Origin of the sequence: Bradyrhizobium sp. SSBR45G (genome assembly GCF_030159255.1) — a bacterium.
Taxonomy (GTDB): Bacteria; Pseudomonadota; Alphaproteobacteria; order Rhizobiales; family Xanthobacteraceae; genus Bradyrhizobium.
Window position 1 is genome coordinate 90683 of the sequence record NZ_BSCT01000021.1, and the last position, 21904, is coordinate 112586.

The following is a 21904-nucleotide window of genomic DNA, read 5'->3' on the forward strand; positions in this document are numbered from 1 at the left end:
CGGTTGAATTGACACAAGGCAAACGAACATGGGTTTGAGTTCCGCCCTCGCCACCGCGATGTCCGGCCTGCGCTCGACGCAGGCGGCGCTCTCGATCATCTCGTCGAACGTCGCCAACGCCAACACGCCCGGCTACGTCGCGCAGAACCCGAACCAGATCGAGATCGCCAGCGGCGGCTTCGGCTCGTCGGTGACGACGACGGGCGTCAACCGTCAGCTCGATCTGTTCGTGCAGAACCAGCTTCGCACCGAGACCTCGGGCGGGACCTACGCCAATCAGATGGCGAATATTCTGAGTCAGCTGCAGACCGTGTACGGCACGCCCGGCGGCAGCGGCACGCTCGAGACGGCGCTCAACAATTTCACGACCGCGCTGCAGTCGCTGTCGAACAATCCCAGCAACCAGTCGGCGCAATCGGTGGCGCTGTCGGCCGCGCAGGGGCTGGCGCAGCAGCTCAACTCGACCACCAAGGGCATCCAGACCCTGCGCAGCAATGTCGAGCAGGATATCGGCAACTCGGTCACGCAGGCCAATGCGGCGATCCAGCAGATCGCCACGCTCAACACGCAGCTGCAGGGCATGAACAGCTCGGACCCGCTGGCCGCGACCCTGCAGGATCAGCGCGACAACGCGATCAACACGCTCGCCAAATATGTCGACATCCGCGTCGTGTCAGACCCGACCAACGGCACCAGCGTGTTCACCAATTCTGGCGTTCAGCTGGTCGGCGCGGGGCTCAGCTCCGAGTTCACCTTCTCGTCGCCCGGGACCCTCGACGCCACCTCGCAATACAACAGCAATCCGACCAAGAACGGCGTCGGCCAGCTCAACATCAAGCTGTCCAACGGCGTCTCGCTCGACGTCGTTGCCAACAATCTCCTGAACTCCGGCCAGATCGCGGCCGACCTCAAGCTGCGCGACCAGACCCTGGTGCAGGCGCAGACCCAGGTCGACCAGCTCGCGGCCACGATGTCGTCGGCGCTGTCGGACAAGACCACGGCCGGCACCGCGGTGACCGGTCCGCCGGCTGGTTTCGACGTCTCGACCACGGGGCTGCTGGCCGGCAACACGATCAACCTGACCTACACGGATTCGAGCAACGTCCAGCGCCAGGTCAAGATCGTCAACGTCAACGATCCCGCGGCGCTGCCGCTGCAGAATGCCACCGGCGCCAACCCGTCCTATGTCGGCGTCGACTTCTCGCTCGGCATGGCCTCGGTGGTGTCGCAGCTCAACACCGCGCTCGGGTCAGCGCATCTGCAGTTCGCCAATCCCTCAGGCACGAATCTGCGCATCACCGACGACGGCACCAGCCAGGCCACGGTCAAGGCGGCCTCGGCCACGACCACGGTGCAGACGCTGGCCAGCGGCAATGCGCAGCTGCCGCTGTTCACCGATGGCGGCGCGCTCTACACCGGCGCGATCACCTCGACCGGCTCGCAGATGACCGGGCTCGCCGGCCGGCTCAACGTCAATCCGGCGCTGATCAACGATGCGACCAAGCTGTCGACCTATTCGACCTCGCCGCAGACCGCGGCCGGCGACTCGACGCGGCCGGACTTCATCTTCGCGCAGCTGACCTCGGCGACCTTCAGCTACTCGCCGACGACCGGCCTCGGCTCGGCGGCGCAGCCGTTCCAAGGCACGGTGTCCGGCTATCTGCAGCAGTTCGTCAGCCAGCAGGGTAGCGCGTCGACGCTCGCCACACAGCTCAGCCAGGGGCAGAGCGTGGTCGTCAGCACGCTGAAAGAGAAGTTCAACGCGACCGCCGGGGTCAACATGGACAGCGAGATGTCCAACCTGATCCAGGTCCAGAACACCTACTCGGCCAATGCCCATATCATGTCGGTCGTACAAAGCATGATGCAGAGTCTGCTTCAGGCATTTTAGTGAGGCGCGTGTAAGATGACGATCAGCAGTGTCAATTACGGAAGTTCTCTGCTCGGCCTGTCCGTGCGGAACATCTCCAACCAGCTCGCGGACCTCTCGACCCAGCTGTCGAGCGGGGTCAAGTCGAACCAATATGCCGGCATGGGTCCCGACGAGGGCTTTGCGATCGCGGCGCGGGCGCAGTTGTCGAACATCTCGGCGTTCACGCTCACGATGACCCACGTCAACACGGTCATCGGCGCCATGAACACGTCGCTGCAGTCGCTGTCCAAGATCGGCGACCAGGTCCAGAGCGGCGCCTCGGCGACGCCGCAGAACCTGACCAGCACCGGCCAGACCACGGGGCAGCAGACGGCGTCGTCGAACCTGTCGGCGATCGTCGGCATCCTCAACACGCAGGTCGGCGACCGCTTCATCTTTTCCGGCAGCGCCACCGACCGGCCGGCGGTCGCCCCCTCCGACGATATCCTCAACGGCACCAGCACCCAGGCCGGGCTGAAGCAGGTCATCGCCGAGCGGCAGCAGGCCGATCTCGGGCTCAACGGTCTCGGCCGCCTCAACCTGTCGGCGTCGGCCACCGTGCCGATCACCTTGGCGGAGGACGTCGCCGGCTCGCCGTTCGGCTTCAAGCTCGGCGCGGTGACATCGTCGCTGACCAATGCCACCGTGACCGGGCCGTCAGGCTCGCCGGCCGGCATCTCGGTCGATCTCACCGCCGGCAATCCCAATGCCGGTGACCAGATCAGTTTCAGCTTCAAGCTGCCTGACGGCACGTCGGATTCGATCAAGCTGACGGCCTCGACGACGACGCCGGCGCCCGCCAACACGTTCGCGATCGGCGCCACGCCGGCGGCGACCTCGGCCAACCTCAACGCGGCGCTGAATACGGCGCTGACGACCCTGGCCAACACCTCGCTCGTCGCCGCCTCGGCCGTGACGGCCGGCGACAATTTCTTCAACACCGCAAGCGCGGTGTCGGGAACGGTGGTCAACAACAAGGCCGCGACGCCGGTGCCGATCACCGGCGCGACGCTGCTGTCGGGCGGCGGCGGCACGGACTCCATCGTGACCAACTTCGCCACTGGCGACACCATCACGGTGAGCGGCCAGACCATCACCTTCGTCGCTTCAGGGGCGAACGGCAACAATCAGATCAACGTCGGCGACAGCGTGCAGACGCTGCTCTCGAAGATCGACGCACTCAGCGGCACGTCGAAGGCCTCGACGGTGAGCGGCGGCGTCATCACCCTGCGTACCGACAACGCTGCGAGCTTTTCGCTGAGCAGCTCGAACGCGGGCGCCCTGTCAGCACTCGGCTTCTCGGGGACGGTGACGGCGGCAGCGCCTCCCTTGCGGGTCTCCGGCACGCCGCTGGGATCGGCGACCAGCCTCGTCAACGGCTCGACCACCACGGTCGCCTGGTACACCGGCAACAGCAGCACGGGCACGGCGCGATCGAGCGCCACCATCCGCATCGACACCGCGCAGAGCATCCAGTTCGGTGCCCAGGCCAACGAGGCTGCGATCCGCAATCTGATGCAGCAGACCGCGGTCTACGCCGCCGTGAACACGCCACCGGCGGGAGCCAATGCCGGTCAGCAGATCGGCGCGCTCAGCGAGCGCATCGCGGCCAACCTCACGCCCCAGCTCGGCCAGCAGGCGATCTCGGACATCCAGACCGACTTCGCCAATGCCCAGATCACCATGAAGGACGCCACGGCCCGCCAGACCCAGGCCAAGGCCGCGATGCAGAGCCTCGTCGACCAGACCGAGGGCATCTCGCAGCAGGATGTGGCGAGCCAGATTCTGCAGCTGCAGACCAATCTGCAGGCGTCCTATCAGACGACCGCGATGCTGGCCCAGCTGACGCTGGTGAAGTTCCTGTAAAACAACGGGGCCGGGGGTTAGGTTTTCGTTAACCACGTCTCTTTAGGTTTTGTTCAGGTTTGGGGCGAGAGCCTCGTGTTCTGGAGGCCGACGTGAGTGACGGAACCGACGAGCGAATTCACCTGGTGATCGCAACGCCATGCTTCGGCGGCCAGGTGTCGAGCATCTATGCAAGCTCGATCTTCGCCTTGCAGCGCGAACTGCGCGCGACGTCCAACGTCGATCTCACCGTCCACATGCGCGATGGTGACGCGCTGATCACGCGGGCCAGGGCCAATCTCGTCACGTTGTTCCTCGATGATCCGACCGCGACGCATTTTCTGTTCGTCGATGCCGACATCGGCTTCACGCCCAGGCAGGTGTTCCGGCTGATCGAGTCCGGCGGCGACATTGTCGCCGGCGTCTATCCGATCAAGAAGGTCAACTGGCAGAAGGCCCGCCGCGCCATCAACGCCAACCGCATGGACGTGCCGGCGGCGTCGCTCGATTACGTGCTGGAGATCGACAATCCCGATCAGGTCGTGGTGGTCAACGGCTTCACGCGGGTGCGTTATGCCGGCACCGGCTTCCTGATGATCCGCCGCCGCGCCCTCGAGGCGATGATCGCGCATCCCGCCTATGCGCCGCTGCAGTTCTTCCGCGAGCATTCGCAAGATGCGCTGGCCGGCAACCCAAACCGCTTTGCGCTGTTCGAATGCATGATCGATCCGGACACCGGCACCTATCTCAGCGAGGATTTCGCGTTCTGCAGGCGATGGACCGACATCGGCGGCGAGATCTGGGCTGATCTCGACAGCCGGCTCGATCACGTCGGTCCCTCGGTCTTCCACGGCAACGTGGCCTCGCAATTCGCGTCGGCTGTGGCGGTTCCCACCGCCGCTGCAGACGCAGCCTGACGATCGCCCCATGACGACGCCTGCGACCCGGCCGGAGCTCACGACATCGTCCGGCGCCGACCGGCGCGCGCAGGGCGCGCCGACCGGCCTGCGCGATCTCTTCGCCTTGCTCGGCGATCTCCTGATCGACGGCGGCGACAGCCGTCTCGTGCTCGATCGCCCCTGGGGCCGCAATCCCTATGGCTGCCCGCCATCGCCGGTGCCGGATCTCGTCTGCCTCTCCTCGAGCACAGCCTCGCCGATCTCCGAGCGCGCCTATGCGCGCGTCGAAATGGCGCGCGAGCAGTTGATGCATGCGGCGATCTCGCTCGGCGTCGACGAGGCGCTCGACCGCCGCACCGAGGGGATGCGTTGCGAATTGCGCGGCCATCTCGGCCTCGCCGACGACGTCGACATCGTGTTTTCGCCATCGGGCACCGACGCGCAGCTTCACGCGCTGGCGCTGGTCCGCGCGGTGCTCGGCGACAGCGTCACGAGCGTGGTCGTCGGCAGCGATCAGACCGGCAGCGGCACCGCCGCGAGCGCCCGCGGACGTCATTTCAGCGCGCGGACGGCCAGCGGTGTTGCCGTGACCAGGGACGCGCCCATCGCGGGCCTCGCGGGCGAGGCGGTGTTCCTCCCGCTGCTCGACGGAGCAGCGATGCAGCCGCGCCGCGGTGCCGATGCCGCGGTGCTCGATACGGTCGAGGCCCTCATGCGCGCCGGGCGCAACGTCCTGCTCCAGGTCATGGACGCCTCCAAGCTCGGCTGGCGCGCGCCCGGCATGGCGTGTCTGGACGAGGTGGCCCGGCGCTGGCCGGGCCGCGTCCAGGTCGTCGTCGATGCCTGCCAGACGCGGCTCGGCGCGACTCGGCTGCGCGCGCATCTCGATCGCGGGCATCTCGTGCTGATGTCCGGCTCCAAGTTCTTTGGCGGACCGGCCTTCAGCGGCGCGTTGCTCGTGCCGCGCGCAGTCGCGTCGGCCGTGCGTCGCGGCCATGCGATCGCGCCCGGATTGTTCGACTACGTCAACCGCAGCGATTGGCCGCTGGCCTGGACCGACCTGCGGGCCCGCTCGGCGCCGCGCGCCAACATCGGACAATGGCTGCGCTGGGAAGCCGCGCTGGAGGAGATTGCTGCCTATCACGCGGTGCCCGAAACGTTCCGCCGCATGGCCATCCGCCAGCTCGGGGAAGCGATCGGCAGCCTGCTGCTTCTATCGCCGGTGCTGCGTCCGGTCGCGACCGGTGCGGCCGCGGTCGATGAGGCCGGGGATGAATTCGGCTTCCCCACGATCTTTCCGTTCACGCTCCAGCGCGACGGCCGCCTGCTGGATCTGGGCGAGACGCAGGCGGTGTATCGTGCGCTCCAGCACGATCTCGGCAGCCGCTTCAGCGGCCGGACCGCTGCGGTGGCCGCGCGCCAATGCCTGATCGGCCAGCCGGTGCGCATCGAGCGTGACGGCGAGGCGCCGGCCGCCGCGCTACGGCTATGCATCGGTGCGCGCGACGTCACGGACGCATGGTGCGACGACATCACCGCTGCGCGCGTCAATCTCGAATCCGACATCGATCGCATCGCCGATGTGGTCGCCAAGACAGAGCTGCTCGTGTCGGGTCTGAGCAGCCAGGATCTCAGGGACGTCTGCCATGCCAACTGATCTGCTCGCACTGGCCGATGCCGCCAACGCAGGATGTGCCGAGCGGACCGGCATGGCCAAGATCGCCAAGGCCGCCTTCGACGGCGAGGACTTGAAGCCACTCTGGGCCGCGTTGCTCGGCAAGCTGCTGGAGGGCACCGCCACGCCGGGCGAGGGGCTCGATCTCGCACTGGTGGCGCAACTGATTGGAGAGAAGTCGTCCGGCCTCGCGATCCAGCACGACGTGCTGCAGTCGCAGCAGCTCTACCGCGTCGCCGGCTGCAACCCGGCGCCGCGGCTGCGCCTGCTCGCGCTGGCGGCGTCGACCGACATGGGCAGCAATACGCCGATCGAGTTCCTGGTCGAGGACAGCGACATCGAGCTGATGCTGCTCTACGTCGTCCCGGGCGCGGAGCTGCCGGCGCCGCTGCCGGCGCATGACGTGGCCATCGTCATCGCCTCTGATTCCGAGGATTGCCAGCACGCGCTGCACGAGATCGACGCCGTCGCCGCGCGCTGGCCGCGGCCGCTGCTCAACCCGCCGCAGCGGATCTGGCATCTCGACCGCGACAAGCTGCACGCGCTGCTCGCCGGCGTCGAGGGGCTGTCGATTCCGGCGACGATCCCGGCCGACCGCGAGCGCCTGGTCGAGGTCGCGGACGAGCGCGCATGGATCGGCGATATCCACGACGCGCTCGGCTTTCCGATCATCGTCCGGCCGCGCGGCTCGCATGCCGGCGTGGGACTCGAGAAGATCGAGGAGCCGATCGAGCTTTCGCTCTATCTCGACGAGCGCGACGAGCAGGAGTTCTTCGTCTCGCGCTTCGTCGACTATGCCAGCGAGGACGGCCAGTTCCGCAAGTACCGCATCGTGTTCGTCGACGGTGTCGCCTATGCCTGCCACATGGCGATCGCGCGGCGCTGGGACATCTGGTACCTCAACGCCGGCATGGCGGCCAGCGAGAGCAAGCGCCTCGAAGAGGCGACCTTCATGCAGACCTTCGACATCGGCTTCGGTCGGCGACACCGCAGCGTGCTCGCCGCGATCGCCGAGCGGATCGGCCTGGACTACTTCATCATCGACTGTGCCGAGACCAGAGACGGTGCGCTGCTGGTGTTCGAGGCCGACAACACCGCGGTCGTGCACAACATGGATCCGCCGGATCTGTTTCCCTACAAGCCGCCGCAGATGCAGAAGATCTTCGCGGCCTTCGCTGAGTTGATTGCGAAGCGCGCCGCATCACGTGCGGAGCAGGCGGCGTGACCGCGGACCTGCGCAGCGATTCGTCGTTGCAGCCTGCCGAGACGCTCGATCCGCAGGACTGGGGCGAGGTGCGCGCGCAGGGTCATCGCATGCTCGATGACATGTTCGACTACGTCGCAGGCATCCGCGACCGTCCGGTCTGGCAGCCGATGTCGCAAGACACGCGGCAGCGCTTTCGCAGCGAGCTGCCGCACGCGCCGACCGACCTTGCCGAGGTCTATCGCGACTTCAGCGAGCTCGTCGTTCCCCACGCCACCGGCAACGTGCATCCCGGCTTCATGGGCTGGGTGCATGGCGGCGGCACGGTCGTCGGCATGCTCGCCGAGATGCTGGCGGCCGGATTGAACGCCAATCTCGGCGGCCGCGATCACGCGCCGATCGAGGTCGAGCGCCAGGTGGTCGACTGGACGCGGCAGCTGTTCGGCTTTCCGCACGGCGCCAGCGGCATCTTCGTCACCGGTACGTCGATGGCCAATCTGATGGCCGTGCTGGTTGCCCGCCGGGCCGCGCTCGGCGCGTCCGTCCGCAGCGCTGGCCTCGGCGACGCCGGCCGGCAATTGCGCGCCTACACCTCGAAAGCCGCGCATGGCTGCATCGCCAAGGCGATGGACATCTGCGGGCTGGGCAGCGATGCGCTGCGCAGCGTTGCGGTCGACGCGGCGCATCGCATCGACATCGCCGCGCTCCGTGCCGCCGTGACGGCCGACCGTGCTGCGGGCCTGCATCCGTTTCTCGTCGTCGCCTCCGCCGGGACCGTCGACATTGGCGCGATCGACGATCTGGCCGCTGTCGCCGCGCTCTGCCGCACCGAAGGCCTGTGGTTTCACGTCGACGGCGCCTTCGGCGCGCTGGCGATGCTGTCGCCGGAGCTCGCGCCGAAGCTTGCCGGCATCGCGCAGGCGGATTCGATCGCGCTCGATTTCCACAAATGGGGGCAGGTGCCCTACGACGCGGGATTCCTGCTGGTGCGCGATGGCGAGCGGCATCGTGATGCGTTCGCGTCGCCGGCGGCCTATCTGCGCCGCGAGACGCGCGGCCTCGCGGCCGGCACCGAATGGCCCTGCGATCTCGGTCCCGATCTGTCGCGCGGCTTCCGGGCGCTGAAGACCTGGTTCACGCTGCGGACGTTCGGCACCGACCGGCTCGGGCGCATGATCGCGCGGAGCTGCGAGCTGGCGCGGCATCTCGAAGCTGCTGTGCGTGCCGAGCCCGAACTCGAACTGCTCGCCCCGGTCAATCTCAACATCGTCTGCTTCCGCTATCGGTGCGAAGATGCCGATGCGATCAATGGCGCGATCGTCGCCGACATCCATGAGGCCGGCATCGCCGCACCGTCGACCACGATGCTCGACGGCCGGCTGGCGATCCGCGCGGCGATCGTCAACCACCGGACCGAGACGGATGACGTCGATCGGATGATGGCGGCGGTCCTGATGTTCGGCCGCCGGCGCGCGGCCGGTCTTGCGCCGCTGATCGATGTCGAGGCGCCGCCGCTCGCGCCCTGATCGTAAACGGCCCCGGGTCGATGTTACCACCGCGCAGGCGAGCCGCGACGGCGGCGCGAACCTTTCCGAAGTTGGTTGACGCGTGGTGAAGATGCGCCCGCGTGAATGAATCTGCCTGTGTTTACAACGAGGGCGTTCACCGCTTCGCGCATCGCTACAACCTGCGCGCTCCTGACGGAGCGATTGAATCCGGACGGTGCCACAACCGCTTCAGCGTTTGTTAGCCACTGCCATTCACCGTGACGCCCGTTGTCCAGGTCGCGAAGTCGACCCGGACTTCACGCTGATCTCGAAGGGATCAGGCGTTTATTTCACACCAGAAGGGTATGAAAATGTCAGGTATCGTTCTCTCGGCGTCAGTGCGCCAGAATTTGCTGTCGCTTCAGTCGACAGCTCAGCTCCTCGCCACCACCCAGAACAACCTCTCCACGGGCAAGAAGGTCAACTCGGCGCTCGACAATCCGACCAACTTCTTCACCGCGCAGGGTCTCGACAACCGCGCTTCCGACATCAACAATCTGCTCGATGGCATCGGCAACGGCGTGCAGGTGCTGCAGGCCGCCAACACTGGCATCACCTCGCTGCAGAAGCTCGTCGACAGCGCCAAGTCGATCGCCAACCAGGTGCTGCAGAGCGCCGTCGGCTACTCCACCAAGTCGAACGTCACGTCGACCGCGCTGACCGGTGCCACTGCGACCGATCTGCTGGCGTCCAGCACGACTGCCGTCACCGGCTCGGCCGTGCTGAACGACAACACCACGGCGGTGGCGATCACCGGCTCGACCAAGCTGTCGGGTACGTCCGGCACCTCCTCGAACAACCTTGCCACCGGCATCACTTCGGGCGAGACGCTGGTCGTCAACGGCACGACGTTCAGCTTCGTCACCGGCACGTCCTCGACCGGCACCAGCATCGGCATCGGCGACAGCGTCACCAACCTGCTGTCGGCGATTCAAACGGCGACCGGCGTCACCTCGTCGATCACCGCCGGTGCGATCACCCTGACGCCGCCAGCGGCAGGATTGACGCTTTCGGGCAGCAGCGGCACCTTGGCCAAGCTTGGTCTCACCGCGGTCGGCGACGGCCTGTCAGGAAAGACGCTGACGGTGGGTGCCACAGGAGGTGGCACAGCGACGAGTATCACCTTCGGTCTCGGGACAGGGCAGGTCAAATCGCTGAACGATCTGAACACGGCGCTCGCAGCCAACAACCTGCAGGCTTCGATCGACTCGTCCACCGGCAAGATCACGATCTCGACGACCAACGATGCTGCGTCCGCCACGATCGGCACGATCGGTGGCACCGCGGCGGCGTCCAGCAACGCGTTCAATGGTCTGACGGCAGCGGCTCCGGTTGCGGACACCACTGCGCAGACGCAGCGGGCGAACCTGGTCTCGCAGTACAACAACGTGCTGACGCAGATCAATCTGACCGCGTCGGATGCCTCGTTCAACGGCGTCAACCTGCTGAACGGCGATACGCTGAAGCTGACGTTCAACGAGAACGGCAAGTCGACGCTGTCGATCACGGGTGTCACGTTCAACTCGGCGGGTCTCGGGCTCACCACCCTGACCTCGGGCACCGACTTCCTCGACAACAACTCGGCGAACAAGGTGATCGGCGTGCTCACCACGGCGAGCTCCACGCTGCGCAACGAGGCGTCGACGCTGGGTTCGAACCTGTCGGTCGTGCAGGTCCGTCAGGACTTCAACAAGAACCTGATCAACGTGCTGCAGACCGGCTCGTCGAACCTGACCTTGGCCGACACCAACGAGGAAGCGGCCAACAGCCAGGCGCTGTCGACCCGCCAGTCGATCGCGGTGTCCGCGCTGTCGCTCGCCAACCAGTCGCAGGCGAGCGTGCTTCAGCTGCTGCGCTGATCCACGGCCAGCACCATCTCGACATCGAAGAGCGGCGGGGGAAACCCCGCCGTTTTCGCGTCCGGGGGCAGGGCATGCGGCCGCAGGCGGCGCTGCCGGCGTCCGTCGTCTCGCGGCGATAGGGTGTTGTGCCGTGAAACGAAGAGCCCGGCTCTGCATCGGCAGAACCGGGCTCTTCGTTGAGGCTCACGCTGCGGCGATCAGGCGGCGGAGCTGACCGCTTTCGCCTGCTGCTCTGCCTGCAGTCCGGCTTGCTGCTCGGCCTGTTGTTCGGCCTGGACCTGATCGAGCAGCCTCTTCTCGAAGGCGACCAGCTTCTTGGCTTCCTTCAGCGCCTGATAGAGATCGCCGTTGAGGATGTGGCCGTTGATGGCCTCGATGATCGGCCAGGCGCTCGGGACCGTCGTGATGATGTCGCGCAGCAGGTTGAAATAGGTGCCGTGATCCGCATCCGCGCCGGGCGAGATGTACATCAGCTGGACGGCGAGATAGACGAGCTTGGCCGGGGTGTCGGCGGTCTCTGGCGTCAGGATGTCCTTCTCGCGCAGGATCGGAATGTTCTCGCCGTCGATCAGCAGCCGGGCCCGCTGGTCGGTATTGGTGATCACGCACGAGCCGATGATGATGCGCTCATGCGGCTTCAGTTCGACTTTCAGGGCCATTCTTGTCCTCCGTTGCCGCGATCGGCGCGACGCCGAACCTGATCCGGCGAGCCGTTGACCGGTCCGGCCGTCTGTCTCGATCGCACGGGTGAGTCTGCGCGCTCGATCGGTCGGCGCGCAGCAATCCTTTCCGAACATGGTTAACGGACGGTAAATGGCCCGCGCGCTTGGTAAATATCAGGTGTTTTCAACGCGATCGCCGCGAATCGCGACCGGCCGGCGCACGTCTGGCTTGCCTCGCGCAGGGGATCCGCAGCCGCCGATTCACCGTTCGTTAGCCACTCGCATTTACCTTGATCGACGTCGCCCGGTGGTCAGTCCACCACGGGCTTCGCCTTGATCCTGAAGGGTCGGGCCGTTTGTTTCACACCAGAAAGGTATGAGAAATGTCAGGTATTGTTCTCTCGGCGTCGGTGCGCCAGAATCTGCTCTCGCTTCAGTCGACGGCACAGCTCCTCGCCACCACCCAGAACAACCTCTCTACGGGCAAGAAGGTCAACTCGGCGCTCGACAATCCGACCAACTTCTTCACCGCCCAGGGCCTCGACAACCGCGCGTCCGACATCTCCAATCTGCTCGATGGCATCGGCAACGGCGTGCAGGTGCTGCAGGCCGCCAACACCGGCATCACCTCGCTGCAGAAGCTCGTCGACAGCGCCAAGTCGATCGCCAACCAGGTGCTGCAGAGCTCCGTCGGCTACTCCACCAAGTCGAACGTGACGTCGACCGCGCTGACCGGTGCCACTGCGACCGATCTGCTGGCGTCCAGCACGACGGCTGTCACCGGTTCGGTCGTGCTGAACGACAACACCACGGCGGTGGCGATCACCGGCTCGACCAAGCTGTCGGGTACGTCGGGCACCTCGTCGAACGACCTGGCCACCGGCATCACCTCGGGCGAAACGCTGGTCGTCAACGGCACCACCTTCAGCTTCGTCACCGGCACGTCCTCGACCGGCACCAGCATCGGCATCGGCGACAGCGTCACCAACCTGCTGTCGGCGATCCAGACGGCGACCGGCGTCACCTCGTCGATCACCGCCGGTGCGATCACCCTGACGCCGCCAGCGGCAGGATTGACGCTTTCGGGCAGCAGCGGCACCTTGGCCAAGCTCGGTCTCAGCGCGGTCGGCGACGGCCTGTCGGGACAGACGTTGACGGTTGGTGCCACAGGAGGTGGCACAGCGACGAGTATCACGTTTGGTCTAGGCACAGGACAGGTCAAGTCGCTGAACGATCTCAACGCGAAGCTCGCAGCGAACAACCTGCAGGCCTCGATCGATACGAGCGGCAAGATCACCCTCACCACCACCAACGACGCGGCCTCGGCCACGATCGGCGCGATCGGTGGCACGGCGGCGGCCTCCAGCCAGGCGTTCAACGGCCTGACGGCAGCGGCTCCGGTCGCGGATTCGACCGCTCAGACGCAGCGTTCGAGCCTGGTCTCGCAGTACAACAACGTGCTGGCGCAGATCAACACGACGGCGGCGGACGCATCGTTCAACGGTGTCAACCTGCTGAACGGCGACACGCTGAAGCTGACCTTCAACGAGAACGGCAAGTCGACGCTGTCGATCACCGGTGTGACCTTCAACACCGGCGGCCTGGGTCTTTCGACCCTGACCTCGGGCACCGACTTCCTCGACAACAACTCGGCGAACAAGGTGATCACCGTGCTCAACTCCGCCAGCTCCACGCTTCGGTCGGAGGCCTCGACGCTGGGTTCGAACCTCTCGGTCGTGCAGATCCGTCAGGACTTCAACAAGAACCTGATCAACGTGCTGCAGACCGGTTCGTCGAACCTGACCCTGGCCGACACCAACGAGGAAGCGGCCAACAGCCAGGCGCTGTCGACCCGCCAGTCGATCGCGGTCTCCGCGCTGTCGCTCGCCAACCAGTCGCAGGCGAGCGTGCTGCAGCTGCTGCGCTGATCCGCGGCCAGCACACCATCTCGAGATCGAAGGCGGCGGGGGAAACCCCGCCGCTTTTTTTGCGCCTGGTTCGGCGCGGCCGTCCGTATCACTACTGGTCCAGGACGCGGGGTGGAGGGCGAGGGGCGGCAGTAACCTGACGTTAAGCAACAAATTTAAAGCGCCATTAACCATGTTTTAAAAGTGCGTGGACTAGAACCTCCTGGTGAATAACTAGGAAGGTTTCACAAACATGTCCGGTATCGTTCTTTCGGCTTCGGTTCGCCAAAACCTGCTGGCGCTGCAAAATACCGCATCGCTGCTGGCCACCACTCAAAACAACCTGGCCACCGGCAACAAGGTCAACACGGCGCTCGATAACCCCACCGAATTCTTCACCGCGCAATCGCTCAACAACCGGGCGAGCGACATCGCGAATCTGCTCGACAGCATCGGTAACGGTGTCCAGGTTCTCCAGGCCGCGAATACCGGTCTCACCTCGCTCCAGAAGCTGGTCGACAGCGCCAAGTCGATCGCGAGCCAGGTGCTCCAGGCGCCCACGGGCTACACCACCAAATCGAGCATCACCTCCGCGGTCATCTCCGGCGCGACGGCCAACAATCTGCTCGGCAGCTCGTCGAACAATTTCGTGACCGGCAGCGCGGTCAACAACGACAATCTGAGCTCGGCCGTCGCCATCACCGGCTCGACCAGGCTGTCGGGCACGGCGAGCTCGACATCGAACGACCTGACCAGCAGCGTCACGACCGGCGATACGCTGGTCGTCAACGGCGTGGTGTTCACCTTCGTGGCCGGTTCCGTCTCGGCCGGCACCAACATCGGCGTCGGCGACACCGTCAGCAATCTGCTTGCCGCGATCGATTCGGTCACCGGCGCGACTGCGACGCCGTCCACCGTGAGCGGCGGCAAGATCTCCATCGCAACCGGCACAGCGCAGGATCTGACAATATCCGGCACCGCTTTGGCAAAGCTCGGACTGACGGGCGCCACCACGACACGCAGTCCGCCGGCATTGTCAGGACAGACACTGACAATTGCGTCGACAGGCGGGGGTGTCGCCACGAACATAACGTTCGGCACAGGTGCTTCGCAGATATCGACCCTGGCGCAGCTCAACACGGCGCTCGCGACCAACAATCTGCAGGCCAGCCTGAGCACGACGGGCCAGCTGACGATCCTCACCACCAACGAATCCGCGTCGTCGACGATCGGCGCGGTCGCCGGCTCCTCGACCGCAGCCAGCCAGGCCTTCAACGGCGTGACGGCATCGACGCCGGTGGCCGATACGAACTCGCAGACAACCCGTGCCGGACTGATCGCGCAGTACAACAACGTGCTCGCCCAGATCGACACGACGGCGCAGGACGCCTCCTTCAACGGCATCAATCTGCTCAATGGCGATACGCTGAAGCTGACGTTCAACGAAACCGGCCGCTCCACGCTGAACATCACCGGCGTGACCTTCAACAGCACCGGTCTCGGCCTGTCCTCCCTGGTGGTCGGAACCGACTTCCTCGACAGCAACTCGGCCAACAGGGTGCTGACGACCTTGAACAGCGCATCGACGGCGATCCGTTCCGAAGCGTCGTCGCTCGGCTCGAACCTGTCGATCGTGCAGATCCGTCAGGACTTCAACAAGAACCTGATCAACGTGCTGCAGACCGGTTCGTCGAACCTGACCCTGGCCGACACCAACGAGGAGGCGGCCAACAGCCAGGCGCTGTCGACCCGGCAGTCGATTGCGGTCTCGGCCCTGGCGCTGGCCAACCAGTCGCAGGCGAGCGTGCTGCAGCTGCTGCGCTGAGCGCGATCGCTCTCGAATCGGACTTTTGCGAAGCGGCGGGCGTGGCCCGCCGCTTCTGCTTTGCGTCGTGCTTTCTTGGTTTCCGCTCCGTTGCCGTCCACGCGCACGGCGCCAAACGCCGTTGGTTTGCGGATTTCGACGTTGCAAAGAGCGGGTGTGCCGCGTGTCTTGCCGTTTCGGCCGATGCAGGCTCGAAATTTTTCCGACAATTTGAGCGGTCGCGTTCGGACCGTATTAAGACCTATCGCAGGCACGGTTGTTTTCGGTCATCCGCCGATATCAAGAGGCGAAATCCGCTAACAGCTGCTAACCATATTTTAAAGGCACGCAACGTAAAAATCCTCTGCAGTCTGTTGGTGTCCCAGCGTCAGTCCGGAGTACTTGATGTCATATGCCGCTCAAGCCTATGCACGCACGTCGCAAACGACGGCATCACCACGGGAGATCGAAGCGCAAGCATTGCTGAAAGCGGCTCGGCAGCTGCAGGAAGTCCAGGCCAATTGGAACGGCCCCGATCGCAGCATGTACAAGGCGCTGCTGTTCAATCGCCGCCTCTGGACGATCTTCATGAGCGCGATGGAGATGGAAGATAATCCCAATCCGCTCGATATCCGGCAGAACATCGCCAATATCGGCGTGTTCGTGATGAAGCAGACGATCGAGATGCAGATGGATCCGGATCCGGCGAAGTTGAAGTCGCTGATCGACATCAACTGCCACATCGCTGCCGGCCTGTCCGGACGCAGCTGATCGGCCGCGCAGGCAGGAGAGACATCGCCATGGCCGATATCACCAGCATCCTGTCAGCGTCCTACAAATCGAACGTGCTGAGCACGGCGCGCAGCAACAGCAAGTACGTTGCGGTCGATCCGACCCGCTATCAGGGCAATTGGAGCGGGCAATACGCCAACGGCAAGTCCTTCACGGTGTCGGTTTCCAACGTCGAGGGCTTTCGCGCGAAGGTTCGCTACCAGAGCGAGGGCGTGAGCAAGTATCAGGACGTGCTGATCAAGGACAATTCGTTCAGGGTCGGCGATACCAAGTTCACGCTGACGGCCAAGGGCAAGGCCCAGATCAAGAACGTGGTCACCGACGCGGCCTCCGGTCAGACCTATCTCGACACCGCCTACGCCACCCAGAGCAACTGATCTGCCCAACGGCAACAGCCGCCCCCGGCGACCTGCCGGGGCGGCTGAATGTCTGCCGAAGGCCTGCGTTGCGATCAGGCCGTACGGTCGGTAGCCGCGACGCGATGCGCATCTTCCCTCTGCAGGTCCTTCTGCAGATCGAGCGTGTTGAAGTAGGCGCGGCGGCGCAGCACGGCCTCGTCCGGATATTGATTCACGACCTGATCGGTCTTCCGGTTCACGACCTGGAACACCAGCGCCGCGGCGGCGCGGTCGTAATAGGCCTGGTGCGAGACCGACAGATCGTTCGCGACATTGAACTGGACGTCGTTGCGCACCGGCGTGCCGGCATCGGCCGCCGTGACGGTCTGACTCGGAGGAAGGTCCGTCGGAACAGCGTTCGCCACCGCCTGGTTCGACGGCTGTATGATCGGAGCGGACACAGGTGTCCCTACCGGCCTCACGCTGAAATCGGAACTCATGGCAGCCTCCTCATGGCCATCGAGTCAATTCCCAACCCATCCCGCTTGCAACTATGCCGATCACCAATCAACGTTATGTTAGGAAGTACGATGAACGGCAGGTTGTGATTCGCGCCGGCCTTTTAAGCTTATCCGATCGTTAAACGCCGAGAGCCGCGCAGCCTTCCGGAGGCTGCGCGGCGTCGGGGTCGGAGGCGTCGGGGTCAGAGGGGCCGGGTCAGAGAGTCCGGCTGACCGCGAGCGGTGTCAGGTGGCGCGCGCCGGGCGCGGCGCGGCGTCCGCCGGCCGTATAGGTGCTTGGGACGTTCTTGCGCTGGACCTCGGCATTGACGCCGCGCACGATCTTCTCCGAGATCGCATGCGCCGTCGCCAGGACGGTCAGGTTGACCTGCAGCAGCGCCCGGAACGTGTCGTGGTGACGGTGCAGGGTGGCGAGCAGCTCCGGCGCGGTCTGCTTCATGAACGCCTGGCTGGCCTTGAGGCGGCCCACCGTGTTGACGTAGTGCCGCGACAGCTCGGTCTTCTTCGGTCCGAACGCCATGCCTTCGCTGAGCTTGCCGGCGCGGACCAGTTCGGTCTCCTGCTCGATGACGGCGATCAGCTCGCTCATGACCTTGACCATCTCGTCGGCAAGCGCGCGCGCCTCCGCGGCGCTCGCGGCGGCCGCATATGTCGTTCTCTTCGCCTGGCCCTGTGCGGTCATTTCGAAACTCCTCTCAGCGTGGGGCGGTACGGACCCCCGCGATGCCTACGCTTACGGTGCTGCCTGCGTTGATGCTTGGCTGGTGCTGGAACTGCTGCTCGAACTGCTGCTCTTGGCCTGCTGCAGGATCAGCGTGCGGAAGACGTCGTTGGAGATGCCGACGCCGCCCGCCTTGGCGAAGTTCTTGGAATATTGCTCGGTCAGCATCGAGCGCCAGACGCCAGTGCCGGGCGTATCGCCGAACGGACCGTCGCCTTTCACCCCGCTCATCATCTGCGAGAACATCGAGTTGAGGAACATGGCCTCGAAATCGGTCGCCGTGGCCTTGGCCTTGGCCTGCGCCTTCGGCGAGACCTTGGTCAGCGCGTCGGCGAGATCGAGATCGGCGCGCGGCGCGGTCACGGCGGCCGCGTGGGGCATGCTGAGCGCGACGCGGCCGTTGTAGGAGTCGACGAAAGAGGTGGCCATCACATCACCTCGATGTCGGCTTCGATCGCGCCGGCGGCCTTGATCGCCTGCAGGATGCTGATCAGGTCGCGCGGGCCGATGCCGAGCCCGTTGAGGCCGTCGACCAGCTGCTGCAGCGACACGCCGTCCTTGACGATCGCGAACTTCTTGCCGTCCTCGGTGACGCCGACGCTGGTGCGCGGCGTGACCACGGTCCGTCCCCGCGACAGCGGATTGGGCTGGCTGACCTGCGGGCTCTCGGAGATCGTGACGGTGAGATTGCCCTGCGCCACGGCGACGGTGGCGACGCGGACGTCGCGGCCCATCACGATGATGCCGGAGCGTTCGTCGATGACGATCTTGGCGGCGAGATCCGGATCGACCTGCAACTGCTCGATCTCCGTCAGGAAGGCGACGACGTTGCCCTTGAATTCCGGCGGAATGCTGAGCTGCACCGTCGACGGGTCGATCGGCTCGGCGGTCTTGACGCCGAGGAAGTCGTTGACGGCCGCCGCGATGCGCTTGGCGGTGGTGAAATCGGCATTGCGGAGCGCGAGCCGCACGTTCGGCAGCCGGTTCAGCGCGAACTCGATCTCGCGCTCGATGATGGCGCCGTTGGCGATGCGGCCGACCGTCGGCACGCCGCGCACGATCTTGGCGGCCTCGCCTTCGGCCTGGAAGCCGGAGATCGCGAGCGAGCCCTGCGCCACCGCATAGACGTTGCCGTCGGCGCCGAGCAGCGGGGTGACGAGCAGGGTGCCGCCCTGCAGATTCTTGGCGTCGCCGAGCGCCGACACCGTCACGTCCATGCGCGTGCCCTGGGTGGCGAAGGGCGGCAGGTTGCCGGTCACCATCACGGCGGCGACGTTGCCGGTGCGGATCGTGGCGCCGCGGATGTTGACGCCCATGCGCTCGAGCATCGCCTGCAGCGACTGCTTGGTGAACGGGATGTTGTTCAGCGTATCGCCGGTGCCGTTGAGGCCGACCACAAGGCCGTAGCCGATCAGCTGGTTCTGGCGCACGCCCTCGATATTGGCGAGATCCTTGATCCGCGAGGTCGCATGCGCGGACATGGCAGTAGAGGCCAGCGCCAGCATGGCGGCGCAGGCGACCTGAAACAGGCGCGTAAGTCGGACGCGTCGCATCCTATGCTCCCCTCGAACTCTTCAAGAGATCACTCGGCCACTCCCATGACCGTATGATCGGCATTAACTATGCGAGGGCCGTGCCAGGGCGATGCTCCTGGCTAACTCGTTGAAAGAGTGTGAAATCAATCACGAGCCTTGTTGCGATCCGGGGTTACTCCGGAGGAACGAAGCTGCCGCCCCGGCAGAATTTGCCGGGCCATTTACGCACCGTTAACCACGACGCGGCCAATCTCCGCACCGACACGCAAAGCTTGCGGGGAGCCACCGATGCGCATCTCAGGACCGAACGGCACGACGTTGAACACGTCGACCAGCTCCACGCGGAAGACCTCGTCGGGCGGCTTCAAGCTGCCCGATGTCGGCACCACCCAGGACACCCGCGCGACGCTCGCACCGAAGCAGACGGCCAACATCGACGCGCTGCTCGCGCTGCAGGGCATCGAGGAGGAGCCGGCCGAGCGCCGCAAGCGCTCGGTCCAGCGCGGCAAGCGCGCGCTGGACGTTCTGGATGATCTCAAGATCTCGCTGTTGTCCGGCAAGCTCGACGCCACCATGGCGCTGCGATTGCGCGACGCCGCAGCCGACATGAAGCAGACGTCCGGCGATCCCGGGCTCGATGCGATCCTGTCGGAGATCGAGCTGCGCGTCGAGGTCGAGCTCGCCAAGGCCGGTCAGGGCTGACGTATGATCCGGAGCGGTGGACACCGGTTTTCCCAAAGGATCGTGCGCGGGCAAAGATAGAGCCGGCTACGCCGCCTTCGAGGTCTGCTGCGCATCGTAGCGCCGCTGTGCGGCAGCGACCTCCTTCAGATGCTGCTCCGCCCAGTCGCGCAAGGGATCGACGGCCGCGGCCAGCGTCAGCCCGAGCGGCGTGATCGAATATTCGACCGTCACCGGCACGGTGGCGATCGCGCGCCGCCGCACCAGCCCGTCGCGCTCGAGACTCTTCAACACCTGTGACAGCATCTTCTGCGAGATGCCTTCAATGGCACGACGCAACTGATTGAAGCGCAACGGCTCGTTGCGCAGCAGGATCAGGATCAGCACGGCCCATTTGTCGCCGACACGGTCGAGGATCTGACGCGTGGGGCACGCGGCCGAATAGACGTTGCCAGCTCTCATGGGTTACTCCGGCGTGACCTGGTGATCTCAAAGTGCGCTCTTAACACCAGCATTCCCTCAGCTATCTAGTCACTATCGGATACCAGGAGGGTGCCGTCCAGGGCCCGCTGTCCGAATGAATGATCTCGAACCAAGGAGCTTCCCCATGAAGATCGCCGTCGCTGGTGCATCCGGCCGTGCCGGATCCCGCATTACCGCCGAGCTGGCCAGCCGCGGCCACCAGGTTACCGGGATCGCGCGAAACCCCGACAAGATCGAAAAGCACGCCAACGTCACCGCGGTGCAGGGCGATGCCAACGACCGCGCCGCGCTGGCCAGGCTCTGGTCCGGCCACGACGTCGCGATCAGCTCGATCCATTTCTCGGCCAGCGATGTCGAAACCCTGATCGGGGCGGCCAAGGACTCCGGCGTATCGCGTTACCTCGTGGTCGGCGGCGCCGGGTCGCTCGAGGTCGCGCCGGGCGTCCGCCTGGTGACCACGCCGGGCTTTCCCGCCATCTACAAGGCCGAAGCGGAGAAGGGCGCGGCGTTCCTGGACCGTCTCAGCCAGGAGAAGGAGCTCGACTGGACCTTCCTGTCCCCCTCCGCGATGATCGATTTCGGCGCCCGAACGGGCAAGTTCCGGCTCGGAACCGACCAGCTGCTGGTCGATGCCGACGGCAGGAGCTTCATCACCTTCGAGGACTTCGCGGTTGCGATGGCCGACGAAATCGAGCGTCCGGCACACCGGCGGGCCCGTTTCACGGTCGGCTACTGACCCCAGCCCGCAGCGTTCCGCCGTTCCAGGCCAAAATTGCCTGTGCAACGGCCCAGGCGGCGGGACGCCCGTCTCGATGGAAATATTGTCTGTCACAAGAGCCCGCTATATAACGCGCCCGCGAACGGGCGTATTCCGTCCGCCGGTGCCGAGACCGGCGCCAGCACGTACAGATGGGCTGACCTTGGAAAAGTTGAAGAACTACAAACCTTCCGAAAAAGAGCCTTTCATGAACGAACGCCAGCGCGACTATTTTCGCGCCAAGCTGCTGGCATGGAAGGAGGAGATTCTGCGCGAATCGAAGCTCACCCTGCAGGCTCTGCAGGAGGAGAACGTGAACCACCCCGACCTCGCCGACCGTGCGTCGTCGGAGACCGACCGGGCGATCGAGCTTCGTGCCCGGGACCGCCAGCGCAAGCTGATCTCCAAGATCGACGCCGCGCTCCAGCGCATCGAGGACAACACCTACGGCTATTGTGAAGAGACGGGCGAGCCGATTTCGCTGAAGCGGCTCGAAGCCCGTCCGATCGCGACGCTGTCGGTCGAGGCGCAGGAACGCCACGAAAAGCGTGAAAAGGTCTATCGCGACGAGTAGGTCGCGGCGCTGACCAGATGAGCGGAAAACTGCGGCCGCTCGCCGGGTGCGGCCGCACATTCCCATGTCGGCTGAACGCCTCATGGCTCGCGCAGCGCAAGCTGAGCCGGACGTCGCATGTCCGGCGAGGGCCGCCATGTCTCCCGGATGAGAGTTCGTCTGCCGGATGAGGCCTCGATTGCGCC

The 21904-nt window shown here is 65.3% G+C and carries 20 protein-coding genes; 14 read left to right on the plus strand and 6 right to left on the minus strand.

The annotated features are described in order from the left end of the window. Positions 1 to 28: 28 nt before the first annotated feature. The 7 genes from flgK to QQL87_RS22770 all read left to right on the plus strand — a co-directional run bounded on the left by flgK (position 29) and on the right by QQL87_RS22770 (position 10941). On the plus strand, positions 29 to 1891 hold the full coding sequence (gene flgK / locus QQL87_RS22740) for a flagellar hook-associated protein FlgK (RefSeq protein WP_284420902.1): 1863 nt from the start codon (positions 29 to 31) through the stop codon (positions 1889 to 1891). A 15-nt stretch (positions 1892 to 1906) separates the two neighbouring features. After that, positions 1907 to 3778 (plus strand): flagellar protein, encoded by a 1872-nt coding sequence (locus QQL87_RS22745; RefSeq protein WP_284420901.1) that lies wholly within the window; start codon positions 1907 to 1909, stop codon positions 3776 to 3778. 92 nt (positions 3779 to 3870) lie between these two features. Next, positions 3871 to 4674, plus strand: a complete 804-nt coding sequence (locus QQL87_RS22750; protein ID WP_284420900.1) for a hypothetical protein — start codon at positions 3871 to 3873, stop codon at positions 4672 to 4674. A gap of 10 nt (positions 4675 to 4684) precedes the next feature. After that, on the plus strand, positions 4685 to 6313 hold the full coding sequence (locus tag QQL87_RS22755) for a hypothetical protein (protein WP_284420899.1): 1629 nt from the start codon (positions 4685 to 4687) through the stop codon (positions 6311 to 6313). 52 nt (positions 6314 to 6365) lie between these two features. After that, a complete protein-coding gene (locus QQL87_RS22760) occupies positions 6366 to 7556 on the plus strand; it encodes an ATP-grasp domain-containing protein (RefSeq protein ID WP_284420985.1) in 1191 nt (396 codons plus the stop codon). Beyond that, positions 7553 to 9061 carry a pyridoxal phosphate-dependent decarboxylase family protein gene (locus tag QQL87_RS22765; RefSeq protein ID WP_284420898.1) on the plus strand — a complete coding sequence of 503 codons (1509 nt, stop codon included), beginning with the start codon at positions 7553 to 7555 and terminating at the stop codon, positions 9059 to 9061. Before QQL87_RS22760 ends, QQL87_RS22765 begins: the two co-directional genes overlap by 4 nt. A gap of 332 nt (positions 9062 to 9393) precedes the next feature. Beyond that, on the plus strand, positions 9394 to 10941 hold the full coding sequence (locus QQL87_RS22770; protein WP_284420897.1) for a flagellin N-terminal helical domain-containing protein: 1548 nt from the start codon (positions 9394 to 9396) through the stop codon (positions 10939 to 10941). 200 nt (positions 10942 to 11141) lie between these two features. Here the strand turns inward: QQL87_RS22770 and flbT are convergent, their stop codons facing one another. Beyond that, positions 11142 to 11603 carry a flagellar biosynthesis repressor FlbT gene (gene flbT / locus QQL87_RS22775; RefSeq protein ID WP_284420896.1) on the minus strand — a complete coding sequence of 154 codons (462 nt, stop codon included), beginning with the start codon at positions 11601 to 11603 and terminating at the stop codon, positions 11142 to 11144. Positions 11604 to 11989: 386 nt separating this feature from the next. Between flbT and QQL87_RS22780 the strand changes: the two genes are divergently transcribed. From QQL87_RS22780 to QQL87_RS22795, 4 genes are all read left to right on the plus strand, one after another. Continuing rightward, on the plus strand, positions 11990 to 13534 hold the full coding sequence (locus QQL87_RS22780) for a flagellin N-terminal helical domain-containing protein (protein WP_284420895.1): 1545 nt from the start codon (positions 11990 to 11992) through the stop codon (positions 13532 to 13534). 232 nt (positions 13535 to 13766) lie between these two features. After that, on the plus strand, positions 13767 to 15338 hold the full coding sequence (locus QQL87_RS22785; protein ID WP_284420894.1) for a DUF1522 domain-containing protein: 1572 nt from the start codon (positions 13767 to 13769) through the stop codon (positions 15336 to 15338). A gap of 384 nt (positions 15339 to 15722) precedes the next feature. Further along, the gene (gene flaF / locus QQL87_RS22790) at positions 15723 to 16088 is read left to right on the plus strand and encodes a flagellar biosynthesis regulator FlaF (protein ID WP_284420892.1); all 366 of its coding nucleotides are present in this window, start codon (positions 15723 to 15725) and stop codon (positions 16086 to 16088) included. A 29-nt stretch (positions 16089 to 16117) separates the two neighbouring features. Beyond that, the gene (locus QQL87_RS22795) at positions 16118 to 16486 is read left to right on the plus strand and encodes a hypothetical protein (protein ID WP_284420891.1); all 369 of its coding nucleotides are present in this window, start codon (positions 16118 to 16120) and stop codon (positions 16484 to 16486) included. Positions 16487 to 16560: 74 nt separating this feature from the next. Here the strand turns inward: QQL87_RS22795 and QQL87_RS22800 are convergent, their stop codons facing one another. The 4 genes from QQL87_RS22800 to QQL87_RS22815 form a co-directional block, all read right to left on the minus strand. Continuing rightward, the gene (locus tag QQL87_RS22800) at positions 16561 to 16947 is read right to left on the minus strand and encodes a hypothetical protein (RefSeq protein WP_284420890.1); all 387 of its coding nucleotides are present in this window, start codon (positions 16945 to 16947) and stop codon (positions 16561 to 16563) included. 217 nt (positions 16948 to 17164) lie between these two features. Beyond that, positions 17165 to 17650, minus strand: coding sequence for a hypothetical protein (locus QQL87_RS22805; protein WP_284420889.1), 486 nt, complete (start codon positions 17648 to 17650; stop codon positions 17165 to 17167). 51 nt (positions 17651 to 17701) lie between these two features. Further along, a complete protein-coding gene (flgJ, locus tag QQL87_RS22810) occupies positions 17702 to 18118 on the minus strand; it encodes a flagellar assembly peptidoglycan hydrolase FlgJ (RefSeq protein ID WP_284420887.1) in 417 nt (138 codons plus the stop codon). Further along, positions 18118 to 19242, minus strand: a complete 1125-nt coding sequence (locus QQL87_RS22815; protein ID WP_284420885.1) for a flagellar basal body P-ring protein FlgI — start codon at positions 19240 to 19242, stop codon at positions 18118 to 18120. The genes flgJ and QQL87_RS22815 overlap by 1 nt, the downstream gene beginning before the upstream one ends. Positions 19243 to 19512: 270 nt before the next feature. Here QQL87_RS22815 and QQL87_RS22820 point away from each other — a divergent pair, with 270 nt between their 5' ends. Further along, entirely contained in the window at positions 19513 to 19926 is a 414-nt protein-coding gene (locus tag QQL87_RS22820) for a flagellar assembly protein FliX (RefSeq protein ID WP_284420884.1), read from the plus strand. Between the two features lie 66 nt (positions 19927 to 19992). Here QQL87_RS22820 and QQL87_RS22825 read toward each other — a convergent pair whose 3' ends face one another. After that, complete coding sequence (locus QQL87_RS22825) at positions 19993 to 20367, minus strand: winged helix-turn-helix transcriptional regulator (protein ID WP_284420883.1); 375 nt, start codon at positions 20365 to 20367, stop codon at positions 19993 to 19995. A 145-nt stretch (positions 20368 to 20512) separates the two neighbouring features. On the opposite strand from QQL87_RS22825, the gene QQL87_RS22830 reads away from it, so the two are divergent. Together QQL87_RS22830 and dksA are read left to right on the plus strand one after the other, a co-directional pair. Then, a complete protein-coding gene (locus tag QQL87_RS22830) occupies positions 20513 to 21124 on the plus strand; it encodes an NAD(P)-dependent oxidoreductase (protein WP_284420882.1) in 612 nt (203 codons plus the stop codon). A 229-nt stretch (positions 21125 to 21353) separates the two neighbouring features. Continuing rightward, positions 21354 to 21719, plus strand: a complete 366-nt coding sequence (gene dksA / locus QQL87_RS22835; RefSeq protein WP_170323279.1) for an RNA polymerase-binding protein DksA — start codon at positions 21354 to 21356, stop codon at positions 21717 to 21719. Positions 21720 to 21904: the final 185 nt, after the last annotated feature.

Coding starts and splice junctions, on each gene's coding strand:
- flgJ (WP_284420887.1), bottom strand. CDS start 18,118: ATGGCCACCTCTTTCGTCGACTCCTACAACGGCCGCGTCGCGCTCAGC.
- QQL87_RS22760 (WP_284420985.1), top strand. CDS start 6,366: ATGGCCAAGATCGCCAAGGCCGCCTTCGACGGCGAGGACTTGAAGCCA.
- QQL87_RS22805 (WP_284420889.1), bottom strand. CDS start 17,650: ATGACCGCACAGGGCCAGGCGAAGAGAACGACATATGCGGCCGCCGCG.
- flgK (WP_284420902.1), top strand. CDS start 29: ATGGGTTTGAGTTCCGCCCTCGCCACCGCGATGTCCGGCCTGCGCTCG.
- QQL87_RS22755 (WP_284420899.1), top strand. CDS start 4,685: ATGACGACGCCTGCGACCCGGCCGGAGCTCACGACATCGTCCGGCGCC.
- QQL87_RS22825 (WP_284420883.1), bottom strand. CDS start 20,367: ATGAGAGCTGGCAACGTCTATTCGGCCGCGTGCCCCACGCGTCAGATC.
- QQL87_RS22830 (WP_284420882.1), top strand. CDS start 20,513: ATGAAGATCGCCGTCGCTGGTGCATCCGGCCGTGCCGGATCCCGCATT.
- QQL87_RS22800 (WP_284420890.1), bottom strand. CDS start 16,947: ATGAGTTCCGATTTCAGCGTGAGGCCGGTAGGGACACCTGTGTCCGCT.
- QQL87_RS22820 (WP_284420884.1), top strand. CDS start 19,513: ATGCGCATCTCAGGACCGAACGGCACGACGTTGAACACGTCGACCAGC.
- flbT (WP_284420896.1), bottom strand. CDS start 11,603: ATGGCCCTGAAAGTCGAACTGAAGCCGCATGAGCGCATCATCATCGGC.
- QQL87_RS22795 (WP_284420891.1), top strand. CDS start 16,118: ATGGCCGATATCACCAGCATCCTGTCAGCGTCCTACAAATCGAACGTG.
- QQL87_RS22785 (WP_284420894.1), top strand. CDS start 13,767: ATGTCCGGTATCGTTCTTTCGGCTTCGGTTCGCCAAAACCTGCTGGCG.
- QQL87_RS22780 (WP_284420895.1), top strand. CDS start 11,990: ATGTCAGGTATTGTTCTCTCGGCGTCGGTGCGCCAGAATCTGCTCTCG.
- QQL87_RS22770 (WP_284420897.1), top strand. CDS start 9,394: ATGTCAGGTATCGTTCTCTCGGCGTCAGTGCGCCAGAATTTGCTGTCG.
- dksA (WP_170323279.1), top strand. CDS start 21,354: ATGAACGAACGCCAGCGCGACTATTTTCGCGCCAAGCTGCTGGCATGG.
- flaF (WP_284420892.1), top strand. CDS start 15,723: ATGTCATATGCCGCTCAAGCCTATGCACGCACGTCGCAAACGACGGCA.
- QQL87_RS22745 (WP_284420901.1), top strand. CDS start 1,907: ATGACGATCAGCAGTGTCAATTACGGAAGTTCTCTGCTCGGCCTGTCC.
- QQL87_RS22815 (WP_284420885.1), bottom strand. CDS start 19,242: ATGCGACGCGTCCGACTTACGCGCCTGTTTCAGGTCGCCTGCGCCGCC.